This is a genomic window from Endozoicomonas gorgoniicola (assembly GCF_025562715.2).
Classification (GTDB): Bacteria; Pseudomonadota; Gammaproteobacteria; order Pseudomonadales; family Endozoicomonadaceae; genus Endozoicomonas_A; species Endozoicomonas_A gorgoniicola.
This window is the reverse complement of sequence record NZ_JAPFCC010000001.1, coordinates 3,746,332-3,770,023: the sequence shown is the minus strand read 5'-3', so window position 1 is coordinate 3,770,023 and position 23,692 is coordinate 3,746,332. Positions and strand designations below refer to the sequence as shown.

The 23,692-nt window shown below is 47.5% G+C and carries 23 protein-coding genes; 13 read left to right on the top strand and 10 right to left on the bottom strand.

What is annotated here, in order from left to right:
* The first annotated feature begins 66 nt into the window (after positions 1 to 66).
* Complete coding sequence (locus NX722_RS17205; protein ID WP_262564062.1) at positions 67 to 1,497, top strand: di-heme oxidoreductase family protein; 1,431 nt, start codon at positions 67 to 69, stop codon at positions 1,495 to 1,497.
* Positions 1,498 to 1,567: 70 nt separating this feature from the next.
* On the opposite strand, the gene NX722_RS17200 is transcribed toward NX722_RS17205, so the two are convergent.
* Both NX722_RS17200 and NX722_RS17195 read right to left on the bottom strand, forming a co-directional pair.
* The gene (locus tag NX722_RS17200) at positions 1,568 to 2,530 is read right to left on the bottom strand and encodes a YeiH family protein (protein ID WP_262564061.1); all 963 of its coding nucleotides are present in this window, start codon (positions 2,528 to 2,530) and stop codon (positions 1,568 to 1,570) included.
* Positions 2,531 to 2,661: 131 nt separating this feature from the next.
* Positions 2,662 to 3,660 (bottom strand): TDT family transporter, encoded by a 999-nt coding sequence (locus tag NX722_RS17195; RefSeq protein ID WP_262564059.1) that lies wholly within the window; start codon positions 3,658 to 3,660, stop codon positions 2,662 to 2,664.
* Positions 3,661 to 3,871: 211 nt separating this feature from the next.
* Between NX722_RS17195 and NX722_RS17190 the strand changes: the two genes are divergently transcribed.
* Positions 3,872 to 4,789: a TAXI family TRAP transporter solute-binding subunit gene (locus NX722_RS17190; protein ID WP_262564058.1), complete on the top strand. Its 918-nt coding sequence runs from the start codon at positions 3,872 to 3,874 to the stop codon at positions 4,787 to 4,789.
* 63 nt (positions 4,790 to 4,852) lie between these two features.
* Positions 4,853 to 6,727 (top strand): TRAP transporter permease, encoded by a 1,875-nt coding sequence (locus NX722_RS17185; protein WP_262564057.1) that lies wholly within the window; start codon positions 4,853 to 4,855, stop codon positions 6,725 to 6,727.
* A 44-nt stretch (positions 6,728 to 6,771) separates the two neighbouring features.
* On the opposite strand, the gene NX722_RS17180 is transcribed toward NX722_RS17185, so the two are convergent.
* Together NX722_RS17180 and NX722_RS17175 are read right to left on the bottom strand one after the other, a co-directional pair.
* On the bottom strand, positions 6,772 to 7,359 hold the full coding sequence (locus NX722_RS17180) for a hypothetical protein (protein WP_262564056.1): 588 nt from the start codon (positions 7,357 to 7,359) through the stop codon (positions 6,772 to 6,774).
* A gap of 21 nt (positions 7,360 to 7,380) precedes the next feature.
* Positions 7,381 to 8,040 carry a hypothetical protein gene (locus NX722_RS17175; RefSeq protein ID WP_262564055.1) on the bottom strand — a complete coding sequence of 220 codons (660 nt, stop codon included), beginning with the start codon at positions 8,038 to 8,040 and terminating at the stop codon, positions 7,381 to 7,383.
* A 514-nt stretch (positions 8,041 to 8,554) separates the two neighbouring features.
* Here NX722_RS17175 and NX722_RS17170 point away from each other — a divergent pair.
* A complete protein-coding gene (locus NX722_RS17170; protein ID WP_262564054.1) occupies positions 8,555 to 9,778 on the top strand; it encodes an IS110 family RNA-guided transposase in 1,224 nt (407 codons plus the stop codon).
* 77 nt (positions 9,779 to 9,855) lie between these two features.
* On the opposite strand, the gene NX722_RS17165 is transcribed toward NX722_RS17170, so the two are convergent.
* Together NX722_RS17165 and NX722_RS17160 are read right to left on the bottom strand one after the other, a co-directional pair.
* Positions 9,856 to 10,596 carry a hypothetical protein gene (locus NX722_RS17165; RefSeq protein WP_262564053.1) on the bottom strand — a complete coding sequence of 247 codons (741 nt, stop codon included), beginning with the start codon at positions 10,594 to 10,596 and terminating at the stop codon, positions 9,856 to 9,858.
* 146 nt (positions 10,597 to 10,742) lie between these two features.
* Positions 10,743 to 11,615 (bottom strand): 6-carboxytetrahydropterin synthase, encoded by an 873-nt coding sequence (locus NX722_RS17160; RefSeq protein ID WP_262564051.1) that lies wholly within the window; start codon positions 11,613 to 11,615, stop codon positions 10,743 to 10,745.
* A 216-nt stretch (positions 11,616 to 11,831) separates the two neighbouring features.
* On the opposite strand from NX722_RS17160, the gene bioA reads away from it, so the two are divergent.
* Complete coding sequence (gene bioA / locus NX722_RS17155) at positions 11,832 to 13,115, top strand: adenosylmethionine--8-amino-7-oxononanoate transaminase (protein WP_262564050.1); 1,284 nt, start codon at positions 11,832 to 11,834, stop codon at positions 13,113 to 13,115.
* 111 nt (positions 13,116 to 13,226) lie between these two features.
* Entirely contained in the window at positions 13,227 to 13,631 is a 405-nt protein-coding gene (locus NX722_RS17150) for a CBS domain-containing protein (RefSeq protein WP_262564049.1), read from the top strand.
* A 57-nt stretch (positions 13,632 to 13,688) separates the two neighbouring features.
* Here NX722_RS17150 and NX722_RS17145 read toward each other — a convergent pair whose 3' ends face one another.
* Positions 13,689 to 14,933, bottom strand: a complete 1,245-nt coding sequence (locus NX722_RS17145; protein ID WP_262564048.1) for a dicarboxylate/amino acid:cation symporter — start codon at positions 14,931 to 14,933, stop codon at positions 13,689 to 13,691.
* 359 nt (positions 14,934 to 15,292) lie between these two features.
* Between NX722_RS17145 and NX722_RS17140 the strand changes: the two genes are divergently transcribed.
* Both NX722_RS17140 and NX722_RS17135 read left to right on the top strand, forming a co-directional pair.
* Positions 15,293 to 15,601, top strand: a complete 309-nt coding sequence (locus NX722_RS17140; protein ID WP_262564047.1) for a hypothetical protein — start codon at positions 15,293 to 15,295, stop codon at positions 15,599 to 15,601.
* A gap of 14 nt (positions 15,602 to 15,615) precedes the next feature.
* Entirely contained in the window at positions 15,616 to 16,284 is a 669-nt protein-coding gene (locus NX722_RS17135; protein ID WP_262564046.1) for a histidine phosphatase family protein, read from the top strand.
* Positions 16,285 to 16,820: 536 nt separating this feature from the next.
* On the opposite strand, the gene NX722_RS17130 is transcribed toward NX722_RS17135, so the two are convergent.
* A complete protein-coding gene (locus NX722_RS17130) occupies positions 16,821 to 17,813 on the bottom strand; it encodes an IS30 family transposase (RefSeq protein ID WP_262563592.1) in 993 nt (330 codons plus the stop codon).
* 153 nt (positions 17,814 to 17,966) lie between these two features.
* Here NX722_RS17130 and NX722_RS17125 point away from each other — a divergent pair, with 153 nt between their 5' ends.
* The 5 genes from NX722_RS17125 to NX722_RS17105 all read left to right on the top strand — a co-directional run bounded on the left by NX722_RS17125 (position 17,967) and on the right by NX722_RS17105 (position 20,838).
* Positions 17,967 to 18,608, top strand: coding sequence for an MBL fold metallo-hydrolase (locus NX722_RS17125; protein ID WP_262564045.1), 642 nt, complete (start codon positions 17,967 to 17,969; stop codon positions 18,606 to 18,608).
* A gap of 34 nt (positions 18,609 to 18,642) precedes the next feature.
* On the top strand, positions 18,643 to 19,302 hold the full coding sequence (locus NX722_RS17120; RefSeq protein ID WP_262564044.1) for an OmpA family protein: 660 nt from the start codon (positions 18,643 to 18,645) through the stop codon (positions 19,300 to 19,302).
* A gap of 6 nt (positions 19,303 to 19,308) precedes the next feature.
* Positions 19,309 to 19,497 (top strand): hypothetical protein, encoded by a 189-nt coding sequence (locus NX722_RS17115; protein WP_262564043.1) that lies wholly within the window; start codon positions 19,309 to 19,311, stop codon positions 19,495 to 19,497.
* A gap of 176 nt (positions 19,498 to 19,673) precedes the next feature.
* Positions 19,674 to 20,243 carry a hypothetical protein gene (locus NX722_RS17110; RefSeq protein WP_262564042.1) on the top strand — a complete coding sequence of 190 codons (570 nt, stop codon included), beginning with the start codon at positions 19,674 to 19,676 and terminating at the stop codon, positions 20,241 to 20,243.
* Positions 20,200 to 20,838 (top strand): hypothetical protein, encoded by a 639-nt coding sequence (locus tag NX722_RS17105; RefSeq protein WP_262564041.1) that lies wholly within the window; start codon positions 20,200 to 20,202, stop codon positions 20,836 to 20,838. Before NX722_RS17110 ends, NX722_RS17105 begins: the two co-directional genes overlap by 44 nt.
* 288 nt (positions 20,839 to 21,126) lie before the next feature.
* On the opposite strand, the gene istB is transcribed toward NX722_RS17105, so the two are convergent.
* Together istB and istA are read right to left on the bottom strand one after the other, a co-directional pair.
* Positions 21,127 to 21,882, bottom strand: coding sequence for an IS21-like element helper ATPase IstB (gene istB, locus NX722_RS17100; RefSeq protein WP_262564040.1), 756 nt, complete (start codon positions 21,880 to 21,882; stop codon positions 21,127 to 21,129).
* Positions 21,883 to 21,901: 19 nt separating this feature from the next.
* A complete protein-coding gene (gene istA / locus NX722_RS17095) occupies positions 21,902 to 23,440 on the bottom strand; it encodes an IS21 family transposase (RefSeq protein ID WP_262564039.1) in 1,539 nt (512 codons plus the stop codon).
* Positions 23,441 to 23,692: the final 252 nt, after the last annotated feature.

Sequence of the window (23,692 nt, the reverse complement as noted above, 5' to 3'; positions counted from 1 at the left end):
CAGTCCTGCCGATAGCTGAAGCTAACGCATTGCTTTTCTCATATAGCTTCACTCGGAATTCTGACAATGGTTAAAGGGCTGACCGCTTCTTTGTTGACTACAGCCGTCACGATTATTGTGCTGTTTAGCCTGCCGGGCTGTTCGAAGGTTGAACCGGCAGCGTATGAAGACGGTGAGAAATGGCCTGGCGGAAAAACATCCGTGACCGTTTCGGGTAAAACTTCATTCTCCCGGGCCTCTGCCAATATGGCAGCCAACCGCAGGCTCGATTTCAGTGTGGGTGACAGCTTCTTTAAAAGCGACTGGGTGGCTGCTCCACAGCCTGATTCTTTTCGTGACGGGCTGGGGCCTTTGTTTAACACCCGATCCTGTGAAGGCTGTCACATTCTTGATGGTCGGGGACACGCCCCTGCTGATGGCGAACTCAATGAAGCAGGGCTGCTGATCAGAATCAGTGTGCCAGCCACTACTCAGAAAGAGAAAGAGCAGTTGACCCGAAGCGGGGTAATCCCACACCCGGTTTATGGTGATCAGATTCAGGACTTTTCTCTTAAAGGGGTTAAACACGAGGCTAAAGTCCGGGTTCGTTATGAATATTCAACCATCCGTTTTTCTGATGGGGAGAGTGTTCAGATTCGCAAACCAGTCATTTTACTGGAAGATTTAAACTATGGGCCTCTGCCGGACAATTTGATGATGTCACCTCGTATTGCGTCACCAATGATCGGGCTGGGTTTACTGGAAGCTATATCAGACTCGCAGATTCTGGCGAATGAAGACCCGGATGATCGTGACGGAGATGGTATTTCCGGTCGGGGGAACCGGGTCTGGGATATTAAAAACAAAAAAACGGTACTTGGGCGTTTTGGCTGGAAAGCTGGCCAGCCCAATATGATCCAGCAGAGTGCCGGGGCGTTTAATGGGGATATGGGCATTACTTCCAGCCTTTTTTCAGATGATAACTGTACGGAAAGCCAGACTGCCTGCAAAGCCGAAACGCCGGAAGATCATCCGGATGTATCGGATTCCATACTTGAAAAGGTGGTGTTTTATAATCGTAACCTGGCTGTTCCCATACGACTGGACTCCAAAGACTCGGAAGTGTTGAAGGGAAAAGCGCTGTTCGGCAAAGCCCGTTGTAGCGGATGCCATATTCCCAACTTTACAACGCTTAAGGTGAAAAATTATCCGGAGCAGTCTGAACAGAATATCTGGCCTTATACGGATTTACTGCTTCACGATATGGGAGAAGGGCTGGCAGATAATCGTCCTGAGTTTCTTGCCTCGGGTCGTGAGTGGCGAACGCCGCCACTCTGGGGGATTGGCAAAACGAAAATGGTGAACCCGAAAGCCACTTTTCTGCACGACGGGCGCGCCCGCACTATTATGGAAGCGATTCTCTGGCATGGTGGTGAGGGAGAGGCTGCAAAGCAGGCGGTGATGGATATGAATAAAGAGCAGCGAACCGCATTGGTCAGATTTGTGAACTCGCTGTGATTCGCAATTAAAGCAGTAGGGTACTGTCAAAGCAAAATAACCGTACCCTTAATAAACGCTTGAGCGCTTACTAGCCGTACATAATGAAGGCCAGTGAAGAAGAAGCAATGGCTACCCACAAGAAAATGCCATAGACCATCGGCATAATGCCCACACTTTTTAACAGCCCCCGTGTCATTGTCGAACCTATCAGAAAGAGGGTTAATACCAGTCCTCTTTTTGACCACGCCACAATTTCGGTATTAAACATTTCTACCCCCGGAACAAAGCTGTTGACCAGCATGGCGAGAATAAACAACCCAATAAACCAGGGAATAGTGATTTTCCGGACGCTACCACCTGAAATAACAGCCATCAGCAAAGACAATGGAATAATCCACAGCGCCCGCCCCAGCTTAACCGTGGTGGCAATAGCCAGAGCCTCTGCGCCGTAGCTGGCGCTGGCACCCACTACTGAGCTGGTATCATGAATAGCAATCGCTGACCACAGACCAAACTGCTCCTGTGTCATTGACAGCCAGTGCCCAATGGTTGGGAACACAAACAGAGCTACTGAGTTAAGAATAAATACAACACCCAGGGCAACGGAGATATCCCGGGGACCAGCTTTGATGACCGGAGCCACCGCAGCGATCGCACTACCGCCACATATTGCCGTACCACTGGAAATCAGCTGCCCTGAATGACGGGTGAGTCCCATTTTAGAAGCAGTCAATGCACCCAGAATTAATGTAAAGATAATGGACGACACTGTTAGTAAAAAGCCGTTCTGGCTGGCATCAATCGCCTGCTGAACGCTCATACCAAAACCGAGACCAACGACTGAGAATTTTAATAGCAGGCCTATAACTTTCTGTGCCAGTTTAATGCATGGATTACCCAGTGAAACCGCCAGAATAATACCCAAAAGCAAAGCTACAGCTGATGAAATGCCTGTCAGCAAGCAGATTAGACTCAGTAAGAAAAAAAGGCCTGTCGCCAGCCAGTCAGAGCTTTCGCGCAGCTTTGGAAAGCACTCTGGAAGATTACCCATACGTTCTGTTCACTCAGTGATATACGTCAAAGGTGCGGCATTATGACGATAAAAACTAAGAAGAAAAATAAATATTATTTAATGGTTCTATAACGTATGGGAATCACTATTTCGGTATATATAACAACAACTTATTTTTTAAGAAGTGGCTTTGCCAAATAATGGTGCAAGTAACGAATAGATACGTATACGACGATGGCTGTTGCGATAGTTATCTCAAATTGAGCTAAATATCGGATATTTTCAGCCAGCCATAACAGGTTATGGGAAGATAACCAGATATTAAGTTTCAGCAGAGCTGTGGCACCGATCACCATCGGGAAAGTAAAGGCTGCATAGCCAGGAGAAAAGGGTAGGCGCAAAAGACGAGTAAAGGCCATGTAAACCAGAAGGGTCATGAAAATCGCCAATGGCACCAGAATCAGCAATAGTAGTGGGTTAGGGTCGTTAGTGATGGTTAAATAGCCTGCCAGTGACAAGCTGGCCGGTGCAGCCATGATCGCAAACGTTGGAAGGGCTACGTTTGGTATGGCATCACGAAATATTAAACGGTACAGCATAAACGGCAGCTTGATGAAGTAACTGCCAAGGCCAAAAATGAAGAGTCCGTATGCCAGGCTCTCATGCCCCATGCCCGTGCTGGTAACCGCAGCAACAATAATGCCTACCGGTGGCACAAACCAGCTGGGTACCATGTCTTCCATTTTGAATTGAAGTGAACGATGAAACACAAAACTGCCCAGTAGCAATAGATGGCAGCCTACAGCGACCAGCCAAAGCGCCTGTGCAAAGGCTGGAGCATAAGGCAGTAGCGACTGAGCAATGACCATTGTTCCCATTGCGCAGGTCGGAATGATACTCGCGAGAACTGGATGTGCCAGTTCCTCTTTAATCAGGTGTGGATGCAATAAAAATTTGAGCATGACTTTAATTATCAGCACTGCTGCAATAATTGCCGTCACTAATTTTAGCTCTGTAGCATAGTCTGGACTCGCCAGTGCCCAGGCTCCGCCTAAACTGGCGATACTGAGCGCCAGTCCACCCAGTGGAGTCGGTACCCTGCTTAATTTAGCGGCTATCCTGCTGGAGTCCACTTTAGCTGTCAAAGGATGTTGTTGTGCTTTTTCCATATTTTTTGCCCACTTGTTGGAAGTGATGACAATGAGGGAGGCAATCTAACAGTAGATAACCTATAAGCAAAATTAGTTTTTTATATAGTAGCTTTCAGTTTTTATTATATTTGCCTCTGATAACCATTGTCGTTGAGTCAGGCCATCGCTAAAGTTAGACTTTCGAAATAAAAAATCTCATAGAACAATAATGAAACAGAAGGATAAAACTATGGGTAAACGACTTTTGTCGCTGATTGCTTTGATCTTGCCGGTATTGTCTTTTTCGGTGAGTGCGAACAACTATTCCGTTGGTACGGGTGGGCAAAGTGGAATTTATTATCCGTTTGGAGGTGCCCTGGCCAAAGTCTGGTCTGATAATATCGAGGGTATAAACGTCAAGGCGGAAGTGACAGCGGCTTCTGTTGAAAACACGATTAAAGTGGTACGGGGCGACATGATTGCCGGTCTGGCAATGGGAAATGTCGTTCTGGATGCTTATAAGGGTGAAGGCAAGTTTCCGGAAAAAATGCCGGTGAATGTGTTGTTTGCCCTCTATCCCAATCTGGTACATGCGCTGACGACTGCAAAAACGGATATTCAATCCCTGTCTGACCTGAAAGGTAAGCGGGTTTCACTGGGAGCCCCGGGGTCTGGTACTGCTGTAACATCTGCTGCGCTGCTGGGGTCCCTGGGTGTGGAAGTGAATGCGGTTTACCTGAATTTCTCTGAAACCACTAATGCTCTTGCCAATGGCCAGATTGATGCCGGATTTATTGTGGGCGGGCAGGGCGTTGGCGCTGTGACTCAGCTGGCACTGACTCACGACATACGCATTCTGGATGTCTCTGAGCAGGAACAGGCGACCTTTAAATCGAAGTACCCTGCCTACAGCAGCTATACCATTCCTGAAGGGGTTTATAACAAGGTTGACGCAGTTAACACCCTGAGCGTCTGGAATGTGCTTGTTGTTAAGGCGGATCTTCCTGAAGACATGGCTTATGAACTGACCCGCACCGCTTTTGAGAATATCGATCAGGTACGCAAAGTGGTTAAAGCCGCTGACGTCACAACTCTTGCTAACGCAGGCAGTCTCAATGGTGTGCCACTGCATCCCGGCGCTCTGAAGTATCTGAAAACAGCTCAGTAACCAGGAGCCCGTCATCGTAAAGGGGTGGGCAGCTTGACATAAGACTCGTGTAAGGGGGAGGTCATGACGAAGTCGATTATTAAACAGTCAGGCTATCTGGTGCTGGTGCTGGCGGTTTTGCTGTCGGGCTTTCAGATATGGCAGGGCATTACTTCAACCATTTCTGCCACCTATTTCCGGCCAATCCACCTGAGTTGGGTGATGGTGCTGATCTTCCTGCATTTCCCTCTTGTCAGCAATGAGCAACACCGGCTTTATGTTCCGGGTCGTTTATTTGACCTGGTACTGGCAGTTGCCGCTTTAGTCTCTGGCTATTTAATCGTCAGTTTTGATTACAACGATATCAATTATCTGCTTTATGGACTGAGTACTCCCAACCTTATTGCAGGTGTCGTCTGTCTTGCACTGTTGCTGGAAGCCTGTCGTCGTACAGTTGGCTGGGTGATGGTGGTTATTGCCGGACTGTTTCTTGCCTACAGTGCGTTTGGCAGTTTTTTGCCGGGAACTCTGGCAACCAAGGCTTATAGTTTGCAGGAGCTGATACAGTTTCAGATGTATTCCAGCAATGGCGTCTTTGGTTCGGCGTTGGGCATAGCAGCAACCACTGTCTTTATTTTTGTTCTGTTTGGCGCTTTTCTGGAGGTGACCGGAGCAGGCAAATTTTTTATCGACCTGGCGTTTGCCATTGCCGGGAAGTATCGGGGCGGACCTGCCAAGGCGGCAGTTATTGCTTCGGCCGGACTGGGTTCTATTTCCGGTTCAGCCATTGCCAATACGGTGACAACCGGCTCCATCACCATCCCCATGATGAAAAAGCTGGGTTATAAACCGGAGCAGGCGGCAGGCATCGAAGCTGCTGCCTCTACGGGTGGGCAGATCATGCCGCCAATCATGGGCGCCAGGGCGTTCGTAATGGCGCAGTTTACCGGTGTGCCTTACAGCGACATTATGATTGCCTCTATTGCGCCGGCGTTTCTGTACTTTTTCTGTACGCTGCTATACGTCCATATTATGGCATGCAAGCTGGGATTGAGTTCTGTACAGAGAACGGATGCGATCTGGGATGTGATGAAGCATGGGGCTCATTTCCTTTTACCACTGTTGTTAATCACGGTGCTGCTATTAATGGCATTTTCACCACTGCTGGTGGGGGTTATCGGTTGTGGTGCCATCCTGGTGACGGCAGGGTTGCGCAACCATAGTCGTATAGGAATACAGAAAATCATTCTGGGCATGAAAAATGGCGCTTTGTTGGCGTTGCCAATATCAGCCGCCTGTGGTGCTGCGGGTATTATTGTCGGGGTTGTGGGGCAGACTGGTATAGGGTTGCAGTTTACCCAGTTCGTGATGGCACTTTCCGGTGGCTATCTGTTTACCGCTCTGTTGTTAATCAGCCTGGTAGCGCTGGTGCTGGGAATGGGGCTGCCGGTGACAGCCGCTTATATTGTTCTGGCCGTGATGGCAGTGCCACTGCTGGGTGACTTTGGTTTGCCGCTGCTGACCGCACACCTGCTGGTGTTTTGGTTATCCCAGACATCAAACGTTACTCCGCCTATTGCCCTGGCAGCATTTGCCGGTGCTGGCGTGGCGGACGCTAACCCGATCAGGGCTTCGGTTGAGGCCTTCAAGCTGGCTGCAGGCCTGTTTGTAATTCCCATCATGATGGCGTACTCGGGCCTGATCAATACAGAGGGTAATGCCTTTGGATTTGTGATCGGGGTGTTGCAAACACTGGCCGTTATCGTTGCTATGGCGATGGTGGTTGAAGGTTATCTGCTAAGAGCGCTTTCGCTGGTTGAACGGATTGTTTGTGGTCTTAGCCTGCCGTTATTGCTGTTTAACCCGGCAGGCTTCGGACTTCTTGGACTACTGGTTGTCGTTGCTTTGATTATCTTGCAATGGCACCGGCGGGCGGCGTTTCCGGCTGAGAAAACCTGAATACTTTGTCAGTGTTTTAAAATGGGGTGGGGCTTAAAAGCAAACTATCCAAAGGTATAAAGACCTTCCAGTTTTTTTGTAAGAAGCTCAAGGACCGGGTTGATAGCCCCCCGCCACAAGACATAATCTCCCCTCATAGTAGTGATTCTGTCCCCAAACGGAATCTCAATATGTTCATCCACACTAAGGCCCTTAGCTCTTCGCATGAACCGCATATCTTCAAGAATTTCGGTATACTGCTCTTTCACACTTTCCGGGGCGGGATAAAAGCCAAACTGACAATAAAAGCCATAATACTTCTTAAGCGGATTATTTATGTACAGGTATATTCCGCCGTTAGCCTGAACTTCACGGGCTATGATAAACATCAGCACAGTGGCGAGACCAGTTTTACGGTATTTGATATCCACCTTCGTATAGGACATTTCGAAATAGTTTCTACCACACGAACCTGATGGTTGGGAGATTGCATCCAGAAAACCTGCATGCGTTTTCAGACCATGAGCCTCTTGATGATAAAGAGTTAATTTCAGAGTATTAAGACTGGAAGATCGCTCTAATATGAAAGTCCGATCCGATGGAATATGCTTAAAGCTGGAGCCTTCTGGGATGGCTATTTGGTGAAAAGGCACGTGCTACCTCGGATAATTCACTTATAAAGCACCTGCCTGTCGGGCAAGCTCAATTTCGTGACGCACAGCTTCCAGGGCTGTCCGGAAACTGTCGTCAAATCCGTTTAATGCGTCAATAAACTCAGGCATCATACTGGTGACGGTTTCACCGGGAATATCTGGCAGGGTTTCCGGCATGCTGCTCAATGCCTGATTCATTCTGCCTTCTGCCTGAATTATAATCGACTTCAGTCGTTCAAACTCACGACCCTGATTGCTCAGGTCAGGTTTTCGACCTGAACGGGACAGAGTTAACTGGTCGTAAAGTTCCTGCAATTTGATGTCCTGGGAAGCCATCATCCCTTCAACCTGCTTTAAACCTTTTACAACGTTTTCCGAGCTGGAATCGCCCACGGGTGCAACGGCAACCTGCTTTGTTTCATTGTCGGCTTCAATGGCTGCCAGTTCTGGCTGTTTGCCCAGTGCCATATCCGGCCGGTGAGGGTGAATGGCGGCAATGGTGTCCAGCAGCTCTTTGATAACACCAAAGTTGAATTGCAGCATCTCCTCAAATTGACTACGGGCAGAGGCGAAGGTTTGCGTGAGTTTTTCTTCTACCTTGTCCTGTAGTCCGGGAGCAACCTGTGTATCCTGCCTGGGATCAGCAGGTTTGGGGCGATCATTGATATTTTCTATAGACATTGGACATCCTTTTTCGACGTTAAATAACATTTCCTAAGTTTAGTTGTTCATTTCATTAACCGGTTATTAAAGCCTTTATAGCCACTATGAATAGGATTTGCCCCATTGTTTCCCTAAAGCTGAAGCCATATTTTAGTCATTTGCACCACAAAGGATCATACGAACGGCGATAAATACAAGGTGGGGGTACATCACACCAAAAGCTAATTTTCATTAAATTCAACTCTACCTAAACGTTCATGGCCGGTAACTGGCCACCCCGAAGCATGAAAATATTGAAGCCTTCATCCAGACTTGGAGTGGGCGGCAAGGCCTGATCATGGTCGACAAATTTTTCAGAGGCTTTTGACCCTGAACCTAAACTGACCTGGACGGATCGCTCGTACCCCTAATCGTTTCCCGCCTTACGACGTTGAACGGATAGTAAAAAGACCTCTGCTGATCCTCGGCTTATGGCCCACGATCAATCCATCAGACCTTGCCATCTTCCATGATCCATAGGGAGATTAGTCTGATGCAGTCAATTTTGAAATGTTGTGCTGGCCTCGATGTTCACAAGATGATGGTCATGGCGACTGTTCAGACCGAAGATGAAAACGGCGAAATCAAAGAGATCACTCAGTCGTTCAAGACGTATCGACGTGAACGCAGGAAGCTTCGCGACTTCCTGGTGAAACATCAGGTTGAGCTCGTAGTCATGGAAAGTACTGGCGTTTACTGGAAATGCGTTCACGAAACTCTGATTAAAGCAGGCCTCAAGGTCTGGGTTGTCAATGCCCGTCACGTCAAGAATGTGCCCGGTCGCAAGACTGATGTCCAGGACAGTCAGTGGCTGGCAACACTGGGTCGGTGTGGTTTGCTTCGCCCCAGCTTTGTACCGCCCCCTGATATCGAGCAGCTGAGGTTGCTGTTTCGCCGTCGTCAGAAACTGGTGGGGCAGCTTGCCGGTGAAAAGACCCGTCTGCATAAAGTTCTGGACGATGCCGGCATCCGTCTCGGTGGTGTAGTGAGTGACATACATGGCAAGTCCGCACAGGAAATGATTCAGGGACTGATTGACGGCCTGCCTCCGCAAGAGCTGGTGAAGTTTGCCCGTGGCAAGCTGAAGAGCAAAACCAAAGAGTTATTCGACAGCATGGAAGGCTCGCTGTCTTCAGCACATCTGACAGTGCTTAAGAGCATCCGGAAACATATTCAGTATCTGGATGATGAGGTTGCCGAATTGGATGCGGGAATACGCAATATTGTACAAACTCAGTACCGGGAACCCTGGCAGCTATTGCAAACCCTTCCGGGAGTCGATGAGATCGCAGCAGCAGGGTTGATTGCTGAGATCGGTGATGACATGAGTGCCTTTGGCAGCCGGGAGTCTCTGGCATCCTGGGCAGGCCTATGTCCGGGCAACAATGAAAGTGCCGGTAAGCGTAAGAGTGGTAAAACTCGTAAGGGCAACCAGTCCTTACGACGGCTGATGTGTGAGATCAGTCAGGCAGCTGTAAAGACCAAAAGCCAGTTCAAAGGCAAACATCAAAGCCTGACCATTCGCCGTGGATATAAGCGCAGCATCATTGCCATCGGACATAAAATGTTGCGGGTGATCTACTGCATCCTCACCAGGCTTACGCCCTACAAGGATCCAGAGATTGATTACGAAGCACTGACGGTTCACAGGAATGCACCGCGCTGGTTACAGATGCTCCAGAAATATAATTATCTGCCAGCTTTAACTAAAGAATAAAAGCTCATCAGAGGCTGCGAGTAAGAACCTTGCCTGTCGGTGAGGATGGAGTGCTTTGCGAGTTCGGAGCACTATTTTCATAGTAAAGGAATAAATTGGCCATGATGCAGCATTCTACAAAATAATTCTGATGGAATAAGCCTTACATGATCTGTTCCAAATATTTTTAATGGATCATCAAAATGACGGTGATAAGTTAGCTCTATTGCTGCCCATATATAAATAAATGCAATAAATTCAGAGCAAAAGAAATTAACCCTGTTTGTTTTGATTAAGCTTTCAGTTTCATTCATAAGTCTTTTTTGTAATATCCTAAGCCTTTCATCTGTTATAGATGGGCCTCTTATTTGGAAAAAAAATGAATTTATAGCTCTTCTGATACCGTAAGATGTGCTTCTTGATGTAGCCCAGCAGGAATGAACCGTTAAGGCTTTTCGGTAAGCCTTTTCGGATAATTTCTTATTAATACACCTGACAACTAAATATTCTTTTCCACCATGAGTTTTAAAGTCAGGATCTGGTGTATAAGTTACGCCAGCTCCTCTAAATCGCATGATTTCAAATATTCCGCGTGTCTCATCATATTCAAAAAGTCCATCTTGCCCCATAGAAAAAGCTGCGTGGGTTACTTTACAGGGATCTTGTGAGTAAAGATTAGATGTTTTTCTTCTATATCCTGAAAAATTAAGCCATAACGGAACCGGAGAGAAAAGACTTATACCTTTGGCTATGATCCCTGATGTATTATTTAACAGTTTAAATAACACATCCCCCACTTCTAAATGTGAAGAACTGATTTTTCGTTGAAACTCGTTCATAAGCAGAGCTCCTGAAGCGATCTATTTACCAGCAATCAGCGAATATTAAACAACAATGTAATTTTATATCCCTTATTAAAATCTCTACGGGCATATTCCCCGGAGCAAGCTCCGGGGAGCGGCTTTGCACTAACTTCTGGCATGCACTAACTTCTGGCATGCACTACCATTCTGGCAATGGAACCCTTATTAAGCCCTTCATAGGCCGTTACCTGAAGGTCAGAATTATCAGGTAGCGCTTTACTCATTTCCGCAGCAATATGCTGTGCCAACAGTTCTACGGTGGTGTCTGTATCGATCAGGTAGCAGAGGTATTCAGCAATAGTCAGCTCGAAATACCCCTGATCAGAGGTGTAGCCGAAGCGATTGTAACGACGTCCATTCTGTTCAAAACATTCAAGAAGGTCTTCGGTTGTTGCAATATAAATGTCTTGCCACTTTTCTGCCCAGCCCTTTTCAAGGAGCTGATCTCGCTCTCCATTTACATGAACCTGAATGGCGGACCGGTGACCATGAGCAATTCGCTGGCAATCACCCAGATGTTTTTTCAGACCGTGACTGTAATGGTAATAAGCGCCTTCAATGGATTCACTATAGAGCCTGAGTTTAACGTTTTTGACGTTATCAGGCAGTTCTGGCAAGAGCGCTTTCTCCAGAATAGGTGTTAATACATCAGTGGTTATTTGTTCGGCGTCAACCAGCAGCATGGCCTGTGCAGGCGCCTTGCAGTTAATTGTACCGACAACCGGTGAGTCCATGGTGACATCCAGGCGGTCACCGGATGAATCGACCTTAATGGACGAATGGGCAACAGGTACCAGCAGGCGGTGGTCCGCCAGAAAGTCCAGGGAGGCTTTTACCTGTTTCTTTACATGCCCGAAATCAAACACCATTCCCTGCTCATCAAGGTCTCCGTATAAAACCACATCAGCGAGCCAGGTTTCTCCGACGACACCGCGCTCAGGGGAGAGAAAACTGAAATCAAGAGTGGTGAACTGGTTTACAAACAGGGCGGCCATAAGGGATTTCTTTGTTGATCAGATGTCAGATAGTGAGACTAAAGTTTAACCCATCTTACTGATTCTTTCAGCGAGGGGGGAGAAATTTCACATTTCGGACTATTTCTCATTATTATGGCCTCGCCAAACTATTTATAAGTGCTTTCTGGTTATAAGTGCTTTCTGGTTATAAGTGTTTTCTGGCGCTTTCAAAGCCAGCCAATTCAGGAGTTAATTTTGCACCACCTTCTTAGTTCTGAGGACCTTGAGTTTGAATCCAGACATATCTGGCACCCTTATAGTTCGACCAACGGCTCCGTTCCTGTTTTCCCTGTGACCGGGGCGGATGGCGTCAAGCTGAAATTAAATGATGGCAGGGAAGTCATTGATGGAATGTCGTCCTGGTGGTGTATGGCACACGGTTACAACCACCCACACATGAATCAGGCTATGAAAGCACAGATTGATACTTTCTCTCATGTCATGTTTGGTGGCCTGACCCATAAGCCTGCTATTGACCTTGCCCGTAAGCTGGTGGATATGACACCTGAACCCATCCAGACCGTATTCTTTGCGGACTCAGGTTCAGTGTCTGTGGAAGTGGCGATTAAAATGGCGGTGCAGTATTGGGTTGTTCAGGGCTATACCCGTAAAACAAAGATTCTGACATTCCGGGGCGGTTATTACGGTGACACCGCTGGAGCCATGTCAGTATGTGACCCGGTCGGGGGTATGCATTCCATGTTTACGGGGGTTCTTCCCGAGCATCATTTTGTGTCGCGCCCTTCCTGCAAGTTTGATGAGCCGTTTGATGAATCACATATCAGTGAATTCAAAAACAGCCTGGAAACCATACACGAACAGGTGGCTGCGGTCATTATTGAACCGATTGTTCAGGGGGCTGGAGGCATGTATTTCTACTCGCCTGATTTCCTCAGGCGGGTTCGGGAGTTATGTGATGAGTACAATGTCCTGCTGATTCACGATGAGATTGCTACCGGTTTTGGCAGAACCGGCAAGCTGTTTGCCTGTGAACACGCCAATACTGTGCCGGACATCATGACGGTGGGCAAAGCGCTGACCGGTGGTTACATGACCATGGCAGCCACGCTGTGTACTGAAAAAGTCAGCGACACCATTTCTGCCCATGGGCCGATCATGCACGGACCAACCTTTATGGCAAATCCCCTGGCCTGCGCCGCAGCTAACGCCAGTCTGGATATTTTTGCCACTGGTGAATGGAAGTCCCAGGTGGCCAATATTGAACAAAAACTGCGGGATGGTTTGTCGCCCTGTGCAGCGTTTGACACAGTGGCGGAAGTGAGAATTCTTGGGGCGATCGGTGTGGTTGAACTGAAAGAGCCGGTTGTTATGGAGGAATTGCAGCCCATGTTCGTTGAGGAAGGCATCTGGGTGCGCCCGTTTGGCAAGCTGGTTTACATCATGCCACCTTACATTATCAGTGATGAAGACCTGGACTTTCTGTGTCAGCGATTCTGCCGGGTTATCAGCCGCATCTAAACGATTACTAATAGAATGCATCAATAGATGCGATAGGCTCTTTTTGCTTGGTCTGTGACCCTCAATCGGTTCATACTGTGATACGGGTCACGACTTATGTGGGAGCCAGATATGATAGTGGTTAAAGATATTGTTCGCAGGAATATTACACCTCTCTCTGTAGACCTGATGCTGGCAGAAGCCGTAGAGCGGATTATTGCATCAGGTCTGATCGGATTACCCGTGGTCAATAGTGAAAGAAGGCTGGTTGGCTTTTTATCAGAGCAGGATTGTATCGCACAGATGCTTTCTGGTACTTATCATTCAGACAGCCGCAAAGTCGTTGCTGACCTGATGCACAGGGAACCTTTATTTGTGACTCCTGAGGAATCTGTCATTGATATTGCACAGAGAATGCAGGGCAACAAACCCAAGGTGTACCCAGTGATTCAGGAGTATGAACTACTGGGTGTCATCAGTCGTAAAGATGTGCTGAAAGCTCTGAGTGAAATGATTAAAAGCGTATCGTTTGCCTGAATAAACAGGCCAGTAAACAAGAAGAGGCATGGTTGACATGCCCACAGCCTTTTTCCTTCAGCTTTCTGCCTGTTCCGAAGCCAGTTCACCAGCCTGTTCCAGTTCCTGGTTGACCATAGCGGTTACGCAGGAGTCGGACCAGACGTTTATGGCGCTTTCGAGCATATCAATGAAGCTGTAAAACGGCAGAATCAAAAGCATCAGCTGCAAATCAACATTCATGGCTGCCAGAAACGCACTGGACAGCATATAGCACCCCATAGGCACGCCTGCATTGCCAATCGCCGCAATCGATGCAACCAACACCCAGGACAAAAGTTCCAGAGTAGAAAACTGAACCCCGTTGCTTTGGGATACGAACAGTACGGTGATAAGAATAAAGGCTGCACAAGCGTTCATGTTAACACTGATACACAGCGGCATACTGAACCGTGCCACTTTGCCATTGACTCCGAGCCTCTGTTCTGCGCATTCGACAGCAGAGGGCAGGGCCGCGCTGGATGATTTAGAGAAAAAGGCAATGGTCAGTGCTGGCCACATGGCTTTGAGTGTTTTTACCGGCGGGATGCCTTTGCTTTTAAGAAACAGCGGCAGAACAACGCCTGCCTGAATAATGTTGGCCAGCAGTACACAGATCAGGTAAACCGCCAGTCCCTGAAGCATGTCCTGATTCTGAAAGTCCCGGACAAACAGAGCAACAAACGCCCAGACAGCCAGAGGCATCAGTTTGAGTACAAAACTGGTCATTTTCATAACAGCTGCAAACAGGCTGTCAAAGAGTTTGTGCAGGGTGTTTTTATGATCCTGCCCCAGAGAAAGGATGGCGGCGCTCATCAGCAATGCCAGAAATAAAGCACCCATCACATTGCCGTTGTAGAACGGTTCAATAAAACTGGATGGAATGATGCTCAGCAGATAGTTCCAGTAGCTGACCACCTCCAGGTCCTGGCCGGTATAGGTGCCAGCAAGGCTACCCTGATGAGCCGGGTCAAAGCTGGTATACAGCAGCAGAGCCATCGCCGCTGCAACGAGGGTTGTCAGAAGCGTAAACTTGAGAACTTTGCCCCCCATCGCTTTTACATCGCCCATGCCACTCATGCCCGAAAGCGTGGCGATCAGGGAGAAGAAAATGATAGGGAGGCTTACCAGTTTCAGAAGCCGGATAAAAATATCGGTAATGACTTCACAGATGCCATTAATGACTGGAACATCAAACCAGCCAGTCACCAGCCCGAGGGCAGCAGCCAGCAGCAGCAAGGCCGTTGAGCCGATTCTATAGTGCCTGTTGCATCGGTCGCACATGATTCATCTCCTTACATCCTCAAACGCTTTGAAAACTGTGTGATCAGACTGTGTGCGAGCAGCAACAACGAGTGTGAGGTTTTTCTGAGCCAGATCTCGTTAAGAGAGTTTTCTCCTGATTCCAGAAGTGCATGAAGCGCCTGCTTCTCCTGCTGGAAACCTGTGCCAAATAAATGCTTTCTGTATTCATAGACAGAAAGATTAGCTTCAGGTTCCGATTTCTCTAATGCAAATTTGATATTTGCTTATAGGGCAAAAAGCTTGTCTACACTAGAAGCCTGTCTTTGATTCCTGTTGCGCTCTTGTCGGGCGTTTTTGTACGAATGTTTCATATGTAGATCAGTGTCTGGAGGTGAAGCATGGCAATTCGTTTTGGTCTGCCTGAATCACAGGAAGAGTGCGACGATCAGGAAGAGTCGCTGGAACAGCCCTGTTTTCCCTACCCAGGTTATGAAAAGCGTCCGGGAGGTATTAATTTTTGGGTATCTGTGACCGCAAAGCGCCTTATACAACTCAATCTCAAAGGTTTGGAACCGCTTCCTGCACAGCAGGTTTCACCCGGAAACGCTCGCCACAATGGTCGTAAAATCCTGTTGCAGATTACTCGAGAGGAGGTTGTCAGCTTTGATCATCTGGATAAACTGCCAGCCAGTCAGGCGTTAATATAAACATCTGTTGGCTAATGCATATAACCGATGCGAAGGGGGCAGTTGGCAGAATATTTCTGGCCATGCTATTGATGGTGATACTTACTCTATCAGTGGTGGTGAATGCGTTGGAACTGATTATCTGTCGACACGGTGAAGCGGAACAGAATACGGGGGGCTGGTATAGCTCAAATCCTCGTCACCCCAGTTATATCGAGGCGCATTTGACAAGCAGGGGGATCAGGCAGGTTCGCCAACTGGGCAGCGACCTTAAGTCCACAGGTTTGACGGCTGATAACATTTGCCAGGTGGTTGCATCACCGCTGCCCAGAACCTGTGAGTCAGCCAGAAACGTTATGGATGTTCTTTCTGTTCCCGAACATACACTGATTATTGAGCCAAAACTGATCGAGTCGCAGGTTGGGGACAGGGAGAGCCAGCAGGTTGCGCAATACAATGACAAGGATTTCTGGTTTCCGGCGAATCCGGAATCATTTAATGGTGAAACCCGGGAAGCAATAAAAACCAGAATGTTTGATGCAGTCACAGCCATCTATCATAAATGCCGTCACCAGAGTGGTTATGTGCTGTTGTTCAGCCACGGCGCGCCTGTTTATCTGCTGCTGGAAAGACTGACCGGCACCGGTGAACGCCTGCCTACTGGTGGCTGCAAACGACTGACAGTGACTCCGGCAATGCTTTAATATTCCAGAGGGTGGCTCCGCAGGCTGGATTAAGCCTATCGTTCCGGCGACGAGCTTAACGGTGAAAGAGAGCGAACAAAATTATCAGGGAAGCCTAACCTTAATATTTGATATGAATGGTAGTCACCATTATGCACGAAAGTCGCGGTATTTTCAGATATCACAACATTGCAGACATCAGATAATTCTTGAGTGTTATACCAGAAAACAGTCCATCTTCCGTTAACTTGATTATGAGTTAATCTAACTCTTGACTCACCATTCACAAGCATATACTCACTACCCATTACCGCAATAGAAAATAAGAGTAGAAGGGATAAGTAATATTTTTTCATCATGCGCCGTAATAAAAGTCTGATATAAACAGTACTGGATAATAGCAACATAACACTGGGTATTCCTGAAACACTGCTCTAAAATGACCTGCAAATTTGCGCCCGCAGAGGCTCAGAAGTCTTTCGAAAAGTCTTTACTCCGGACGCTTCCCGGAATGGCCTTTATTTTACAAGCCCTGCGGTTTATTAAACCTCCTGAATTCAAGTCATAAGTGCATAACCCATGACTTTTCTTGCATCTATTCCAGTTGACTCTTTAAATGCCTCATAAGGAGTCTTGTAGCCCAGGCACTTTCTTGGCCTGTTGTTCAGCTTATCCACTGCAATGATGACATCTTTTTCTGTCACGCCATTAAGCTCCATCGACTTGGGGAAATACTGCCTTAGCAAACCATTAGCATTCTCATTCTGGCCTCTTTCCCAAGAATGGTAGGGGGCAGCAAAGTAGCTGTCACATTTTAAAGCTTTGGCAATTGATTCATGCTGAACAAACTCCTTTCCATTGTCGTATGTTATTGTCTTTACAAACCTTTTCAGAGGCTTGAGTACGTCAATTATTCCCTGTTTAACCGCTTTTGCCTTCTTGCCTGGTAGAGGGACAGCAAGGCGAAGCTTGGTTTTTCGTTCATCTAATGTAGCGATGGCTCCTTTATGATTTTTACCTATTACAGTATCAGCTTCCCAGTCACCAACTCGCTCTCTGTTGTTGACCACTTCGGGGCGTTCTTCAATGCCAACCCGATTTGGTATACCGGTTCGGTTATGAGCTGAACCGTATCGCTTTCGATAAGTTTTTTTCTGGTGCCTCAAGTGCTTATAGAGCGAGCCTCCGCGCCGTTTATCATCCGCTACAAATTGATAAATCGTCTCATGATGCAGCTTGATTACACCGTCCTTTTCAAGCCTTCCAGCCACTTGTTCAGGACTCCAATCTGAACGGATATCGTTTGAAATACGTTGTTTAATGTCGTCTGTCAGCTTAATAGCTTTTGGCTTATCTTTGTGCCGCTGCCGAGCTGTGCGATTAGCCTGTTGGTGCCTGTACCCTCTTTGCCCTTTATTGCGGTTTACTTCTCGCGACACGGTAGGCTGTGAACGGCCAAGCTTTTTAGCAATTTTGTTTTGTGAAGTCCCATTTTTGAGTTCAGTTTCGATATAATATCTCTCTTCAGAGCTCAGGTGTGTATAGGCCATCCTTGGCTTCCTCTGTATGGTTTGGTTGCTTTACAGAATACCCCTGAGTTCTGATTCACTTCAAAGGTTCTGAAACAATCCTCTGGTTACAGAGGTTATGCACTTATGATACGAATTCAGGCCTGTCTACATCGGCTTCAGGATGAATTCAGCATGACAAAACAGACCGATTTTATCAGGACTACCTTTCCGGTGGGTCCGCTGCAGTGCAACTGTACCATCATTGGTGACAAAGCTACCGGTAAAGCTATTGTTGTTGACCCGGGTGGCGATGCTGACACTATTCTCGCCAAACTGAATGAGCTGGGACTTAAGGTGGTTGCCCTGATTCATACCCATGCTCACCTGGATCATTTCCTGGCCAGTGGTGAACTGAAAAAACTGACTGGTGCTCCCATCTATCTACATGAGGAAGACAAGTTCCTGTGGGATAACCTTGAAGGGCAGTGTCGTATGTTTGGTGTACCTTATGCTCCCGTCCCTGATCCGGATTACTGGCTTAAAGATGATGAAGAACTACCCTGTGGCTGTGGTGTTGCCCTTCACACACCGGGTCATACACCAGGGTCAATGAGCTTTTACTTTGAATCACACAAACTACTGATTGCAGGTGATACACTGTTCCGTCGCTCTATTGGCAGAACCGACCTCTGGGGCGGAGACTTTAAAGCGATAGAAAAATCTATCCGTGAACGTTTATATGTTCTCGACGAAGAAGCCTGCGTAGTGACAGGGCATGGACCCGGTACGACCATTGGTGAAGAGATTCGAGAGAACAGTATTGTCAGGGGCTGACGCTCAGAGAGAGCTTTCTCCCGGGAGACTATCGATGATCAAATCATTCAGAAATGCACTGCCACTGTTGTTTGTTGCTGTCTTTATGGTGGGGTGTCAGACGACAGACCCTTATACCGGTGAGCAGAAAACCCAGAATGCGGCAAAGTATGGCGGTCTGGGGGCACTGGCAGGCGCTGTCATTGGTGGCATTGCTGATGGCAGTCAAGGTGCTTTGAAAGGAGCAGCTATTGGTGGTGCGGCAGGAGCCGGCTATGGCTACTATACCGACCGTCAGGAAACGAAGTTAAGGCAGGAACTGCAGGGAACCGGCGTTCAGGTGTCCAGACAGGGCGATTACCTTAAACTGATCATGCCTTCCAACATTACTTTCGACAGTAGTCAGGCTGATATTAAGTCCAGCTTTTACCCGGTTCTGGGCTCTGTTGCCAAAGTGATGAATGAATTCGATAAGAACCTTATTGAGATTCGCGGCTATACCGACAGTACCGGTGGCCCGATTATCAACAATCCTCTGTCCCAGTCCCGTGCGGAATCGGTGGCCAGATATCTGGTCGCCCAGAAAGTTCCTGCTGGCCGAATGAGCATTTACGGTATGGGGGCGTCCAACCCTATAGGCGACAATGCAACGACATCAGGCCGGGCAATGAACAGGCGGGTAGAGATTGATCTGGTGCCAAACCTTAACCAGTAACGCCTCATGAGTCATGCTCGCCTGGACACAGGCGCGTGCAGGCGCATGACCTTCAGGCATCTCAGCCGTGTAAAAAAACAAGGGAAATACATCGGAACCAGTGGGCAGAGCCCCAGCGACCATCCGGACTTTGCCTGCTGGTTGATGGATGTAGGTGTGGAGATGGTCTCTCTTAACTCTGATTCAGTGGTGTAAACCTTGTTTTATCTGGCCTTATGCTGGGGATTCACGTCTCAAATATTAAGGCAGGTTGTGGAACTCCGGTTGTTTCCGCTTATGGCTGAAAAATAAATAATGATCTTTTCGGGGAACAATTAAATGGAAAATACATCTAAATAGAAGTTATAAGTTAGATTCAGAGAGAAACTATTATGAGCCAACCCATTTCAAATAACTCATCAATAGAATATACCACAAATCCTGATTTTTCCGGTGATAAAGAATTAGAGTTATCAACTCCGGGTGTAGCTACATTCTCAGGATTTACTGTTGACAAGGTACCTTCTGTACTCCTTGGGTCTGGCTTTATGCCTGATAATGAACAACCAGATCCGCATGGTTTATCCAGTTTGGAACAATTCAAGCCAAAATATACGGAGGCATTACCTTCTTGTCCATACACTCCACTGGATATCGAGTCAATCATGAAGCCGGGTGAAGCATATTCACCAAGCTTGTTTTTTAATGAAATAGAAGATCCTGAGGTAACTACTCAAAATCCACTGGAAAATTTCGGTGCAACGCCTCTACAGACCAGTAAAGCCATTGAAAAATATTCCTTAACTTCACTTTTCCCAGTAAAAGATGAGCAGTTACATCCTGAGAATATGGATCAAGCAGTACAGGAAGATGAGAAAATATGTCTTCAAAGGTCTGATAACAGCAATGTGCTTAACATTGAAACTTCAGTTTTGTCAGAAGGTACGCGTTTTTTTTTCTGACAATACCCAGGATGAATTTTATTCAGGGCCTTCTACAGAAGTCGCTGTACATACAGAAGTCGTTGCAAAGAAAACACGTACAAATGTTAAAAAATCATCAGAAGAAGAGATGTATGATTATCTTGAGCAAAGAAAACAGAACAACAGGAAGTCAGCCCAAAAGTCGAGAGATTCTAAAAAAATTCGTTTAAAACAAATAAAAGAATGCTACGACCAAATCAAGATAAAAAATAATGAGTTAAAAAAACAACTTAATGATTACTGTCCAGATACAGCGCAGTTGACGATAGCTAGTATAGAAAAGAGATACCCTCTGATTAATTATGAAAAAGAAATCAAGCAAATATCTAGAGAATGTCTCACTGGATTAACGCCTGATCAGAAACAAAAACGTAAAGTGGAGCAAAATAAAATAGCTGCACAAAGGAGAAGAGACAATGAAAAATTATATCAAAAAGCTTTGCAAGAAGACACTTTGAATCTTGGTAATAAAAATTCTGAATTGGAAATAGTAATAAATGAAGTAAAGACCACTTTACCTTGTAAAAACTATCCAGTGGGCGAAACTTTTTTAAAGAAGAGCGATCCCTCATGAAGTGCATATCGTTGTCTTCAACAAAGGACTGACAGTCTGAAAGAAATACCTGGTGGCGTTGGATTTTTTCCTGCCAGGCTGCTGTAGAGCGCTCTTTCGCAGGGATAATAGAAGACATTGGTTACTTTTCAAACAGTTAGAGCGACTGACAGGAGAAAAGTTCATTTGCCGCCATTCCCACGTGGGTATTCCAGCGCATTCGGCCACCAATTCCGGTAACATCCGGCCACCTGTTCCAGTGTATCCGGCCACCCCTCTTCGGAGCGTAGCGACGCATCGGATAGCAGCTTAGGACGTAAGTTCTGAATTTGCCAGTTTTGACTGTTTCTTGCGCAGGGAGTCGCCCTTCAGTGGCACCCGGTGAGCGTTGTGAATCAGCCTGTCCAGAATGGCATCTGCCAGTGTTGGATCGCCGATCAATTCATGCCAGTGATCTACCGGCATCTGACTGGTGACCAGGGTGCTTTTTACATTGTGCCGGTCTTCTACTATTTCTAACAGGTCACGTCGTTGGCTTTCTGTCAGAGTTGATAGACCCCAGTCGTCTAAAAGAAGAAGGTCAGTTTTTGCCAGTGCTGTCATCAGTTTCACATAGCGACCGTCAGCCCTTGCCAAGTTCAGATCTTGCAGTAATCTCGGCAGCCTGAGGTACTGCACTGTGTACCCATCCCGGCAGGCCTTTTGTGCCATTGCACAGGCTAGCCAGGTTTTTCCCACACCTGTCGGCCCTGTAATGATCACGTTCTGATGCTCCCGTATCCAGTGGCTGGATAACAACTGCTGTATCTGGTCTCGTTTAAGACCACGGGGGTGACGATAGTCTATGTCTTCCATGCAGGCATCATGACGTAGTCGTGCTTTTTTAAGCCTTGTTTTTAAACGCCGGTTATCCCTTGCGGTCACTTCACGGTCAATCATTAAGCCGAGCCGCTCATCAAAGGACAGCTGCTCTATATCCGGACTTTTAAGCTGCTCATCCAATGCTTCGAGCATACCGGTAAGCTTCAGAGCCTGAAGCTTTTCCATCGTAGGGTTCATTAACATTTTTATTCTCCTGTCGTCGTTAGTTAAAGTAGTCTGAACCCCGAAGGTTCTCGTGCTCATCAGGCAACAACGTCTCTGTCTCCAGTTCCGGAAGCGGTTGCTGATCGAGATTGTGCTTCAGGATTGACTCTATGCTCCGGTAAGTGCAGGTGTCTGCATAAAGTGCACGACGACAGGCGTTTTCAAGTCGGTCATTACCGTAGCCTTTGGCTAAACGGATGATGCCCTGACAACTTCGGTAACTCTGTTCAGGATAACGCCGTGTTGCAAGGACGCGCTGGATGACGGCTGCGGTTTCAGGTCCGATTTTTGCCGCCCAGCTTTGCATTCGCTCTGGTGTCCACTCGGCATATTTACGGTGCTTTTCCGGCATGTGGCTGGCTTGAGTAGTATGCCTGCCCTTATGCTGCGAACGCCGGTGGCTGGCGACTCTTTGCCCCTTATGGAAGCACTCAATCGTCTGACTGGTCATGCGTATACTTAATTGCTTTTTGACCAGCTGATAAGGGACCGAGTAGTAGTGTTTGTCGACCTCTACGTGGTAGTCAATATGTACTCGTGCCTCTTTCCATTCTGCGTATTGATAACGCATTTCAGGCAGTGGGCGCAGTGCAGGCTTATCAAGAGAATCAAACAATGAGCGACGGCTGCCGGACAGTTTCTGGAACGGTTGGTTATTCAGTTCTGTCAGTAACCCTGCAATAGCCTCATTGAGTGAAGCCAGAGAGAAGAATGTCTGGTGACGTAAACGCGCCAGTATCCACCGTTCAACTATCTGGACAGCAGACTCGACCTTACCTTTATCTTTGGGGGATCGTACCCGCGCAGGTACGACAGCGACATTATAATGTTCGGCCAGGTCTTGATAAGTAGGATTGATCTCAGGCTCATAACGATGAGGATGCTTCACGCCACTTTTCAGGTTGTCCGGCACCAGGTTATTGGGTACTCCACCCAGGTATTCAAAGGTACGCACGTGAGAGCCTATCCAGTCTGGCAAGGACTGAGATAATGTGGCTTCTGCATAGGTGTAACTGGAGGCACCAAGCGTCGCAATAAACACCTGCGCCTGCTGAACCTCCCCTGTGTGCTGATTAACGACAGGAACCGTCTGTCCAGCGTAATCGATGAACAGCTTGTCGCCTGCAATATGATTTTGGCGCATAACAACATCAAGATGCGTTCGCCACTCTCTGTAGCGGTCACTGAACCAACTGTACTGATAGCCGTCAGGATGATTGGTCTTGTATTCCTGCCAGAGTACCATCAGGGTGACACCGGACTTGCGAAGTTCCTGATGAATTTCGCTCCAGTCTGGCAAGGCCAGTTGCCGTTTTGAGGCAGGCGGCTGAACGGGAAACAGTTGTTGATCCAGTGTCGTCTCATCCAGATTAGACGACAAAGGCCATTCCAGTCCGGAAGCAGCAAACCGGTTAAGGTAATCACTGACGGTTGCTCTGGAAATATTGCAGCTACTGGCAATCTTCCGGATGCTGAGTTGGTGCTCGAATTTGAGCCTGAGTACTTCACGAATTTTGCGCATGGGCAGTCTCTTCATGATGCTATCCACTCGTCCTTGAGGAGGTCTCAAGCTTGAGGGTAGCGGTGAATTATGGGACTGCGCCACTGGTCGGTAAGGGGGTGGCCGGATGTAACGGAATCAGTGGCCGGATACTAACGGAATGGGTGGCCGAATGTAAGCGGAATCGGTGGCCGGATGGCTCCGGAATACCCACCCACGCAGATGGGAATCCAGCACGAGCAGTGGACTCCCGCTTTCGAGACTGTCGCAAAAGGGCTGCGCTTGCCA

Bases quoted from the DNA above. Each gene is read 5' to 3' on its own strand.
- NX722_RS17205 (WP_262564062.1), top strand. From the start codon at position 67: ATGGTTAAAGGGCTGACCGCTTCTTTGTTGACTACAGCCGTCACGATT.
- NX722_RS17200 (WP_262564061.1), bottom strand. From the start codon at position 2,530: ATGGGTAATCTTCCAGAGTGCTTTCCAAAGCTGCGCGAAAGCTCTGAC.
- NX722_RS17195 (WP_262564059.1), bottom strand. From the start codon at position 3,660: ATGGAAAAAGCACAACAACATCCTTTGACAGCTAAAGTGGACTCCAGC.
- NX722_RS17190 (WP_262564058.1), top strand. From the start codon at position 3,872: ATGGGTAAACGACTTTTGTCGCTGATTGCTTTGATCTTGCCGGTATTG.
- NX722_RS17185 (WP_262564057.1), top strand. From the start codon at position 4,853: ATGACGAAGTCGATTATTAAACAGTCAGGCTATCTGGTGCTGGTGCTG.
- NX722_RS17175 (WP_262564055.1), bottom strand. From the start codon at position 8,040: ATGTCTATAGAAAATATCAATGATCGCCCCAAACCTGCTGATCCCAGG.
- NX722_RS17170 (WP_262564054.1), top strand. From the start codon at position 8,555: ATGCAGTCAATTTTGAAATGTTGTGCTGGCCTCGATGTTCACAAGATG.
- NX722_RS17165 (WP_262564053.1), bottom strand. From the start codon at position 10,596: ATGAACGAGTTTCAACGAAAAATCAGTTCTTCACATTTAGAAGTGGGG.
- NX722_RS17160 (WP_262564051.1), bottom strand. From the start codon at position 11,615: ATGGCCGCCCTGTTTGTAAACCAGTTCACCACTCTTGATTTCAGTTTT.
- NX722_RS17150 (WP_262564049.1), top strand. From the start codon at position 13,227: ATGATAGTGGTTAAAGATATTGTTCGCAGGAATATTACACCTCTCTCT.
- NX722_RS17145 (WP_262564048.1), bottom strand. From the start codon at position 14,933: ATGTGCGACCGATGCAACAGGCACTATAGAATCGGCTCAACGGCCTTG.
- NX722_RS17140 (WP_262564047.1), top strand. From the start codon at position 15,293: ATGGCAATTCGTTTTGGTCTGCCTGAATCACAGGAAGAGTGCGACGAT.
- NX722_RS17135 (WP_262564046.1), top strand. From the start codon at position 15,616: ATGCATATAACCGATGCGAAGGGGGCAGTTGGCAGAATATTTCTGGCC.
- NX722_RS17130 (WP_262563592.1), bottom strand. From the start codon at position 17,813: ATGGCCTATACACACCTGAGCTCTGAAGAGAGATATTATATCGAAACT.
- NX722_RS17125 (WP_262564045.1), top strand. From the start codon at position 17,967: ATGACAAAACAGACCGATTTTATCAGGACTACCTTTCCGGTGGGTCCG.
- NX722_RS17120 (WP_262564044.1), top strand. From the start codon at position 18,643: ATGATCAAATCATTCAGAAATGCACTGCCACTGTTGTTTGTTGCTGTC.
- NX722_RS17115 (WP_262564043.1), top strand. From the start codon at position 19,309: ATGAGTCATGCTCGCCTGGACACAGGCGCGTGCAGGCGCATGACCTTC.
- NX722_RS17110 (WP_262564042.1), top strand. From the start codon at position 19,674: ATGAGCCAACCCATTTCAAATAACTCATCAATAGAATATACCACAAAT.
- istB (WP_262564040.1), bottom strand. From the start codon at position 21,882: ATGTTAATGAACCCTACGATGGAAAAGCTTCAGGCTCTGAAGCTTACC.
- istA (WP_262564039.1), bottom strand. From the start codon at position 23,440: ATGAAGAGACTGCCCATGCGCAAAATTCGTGAAGTACTCAGGCTCAAA.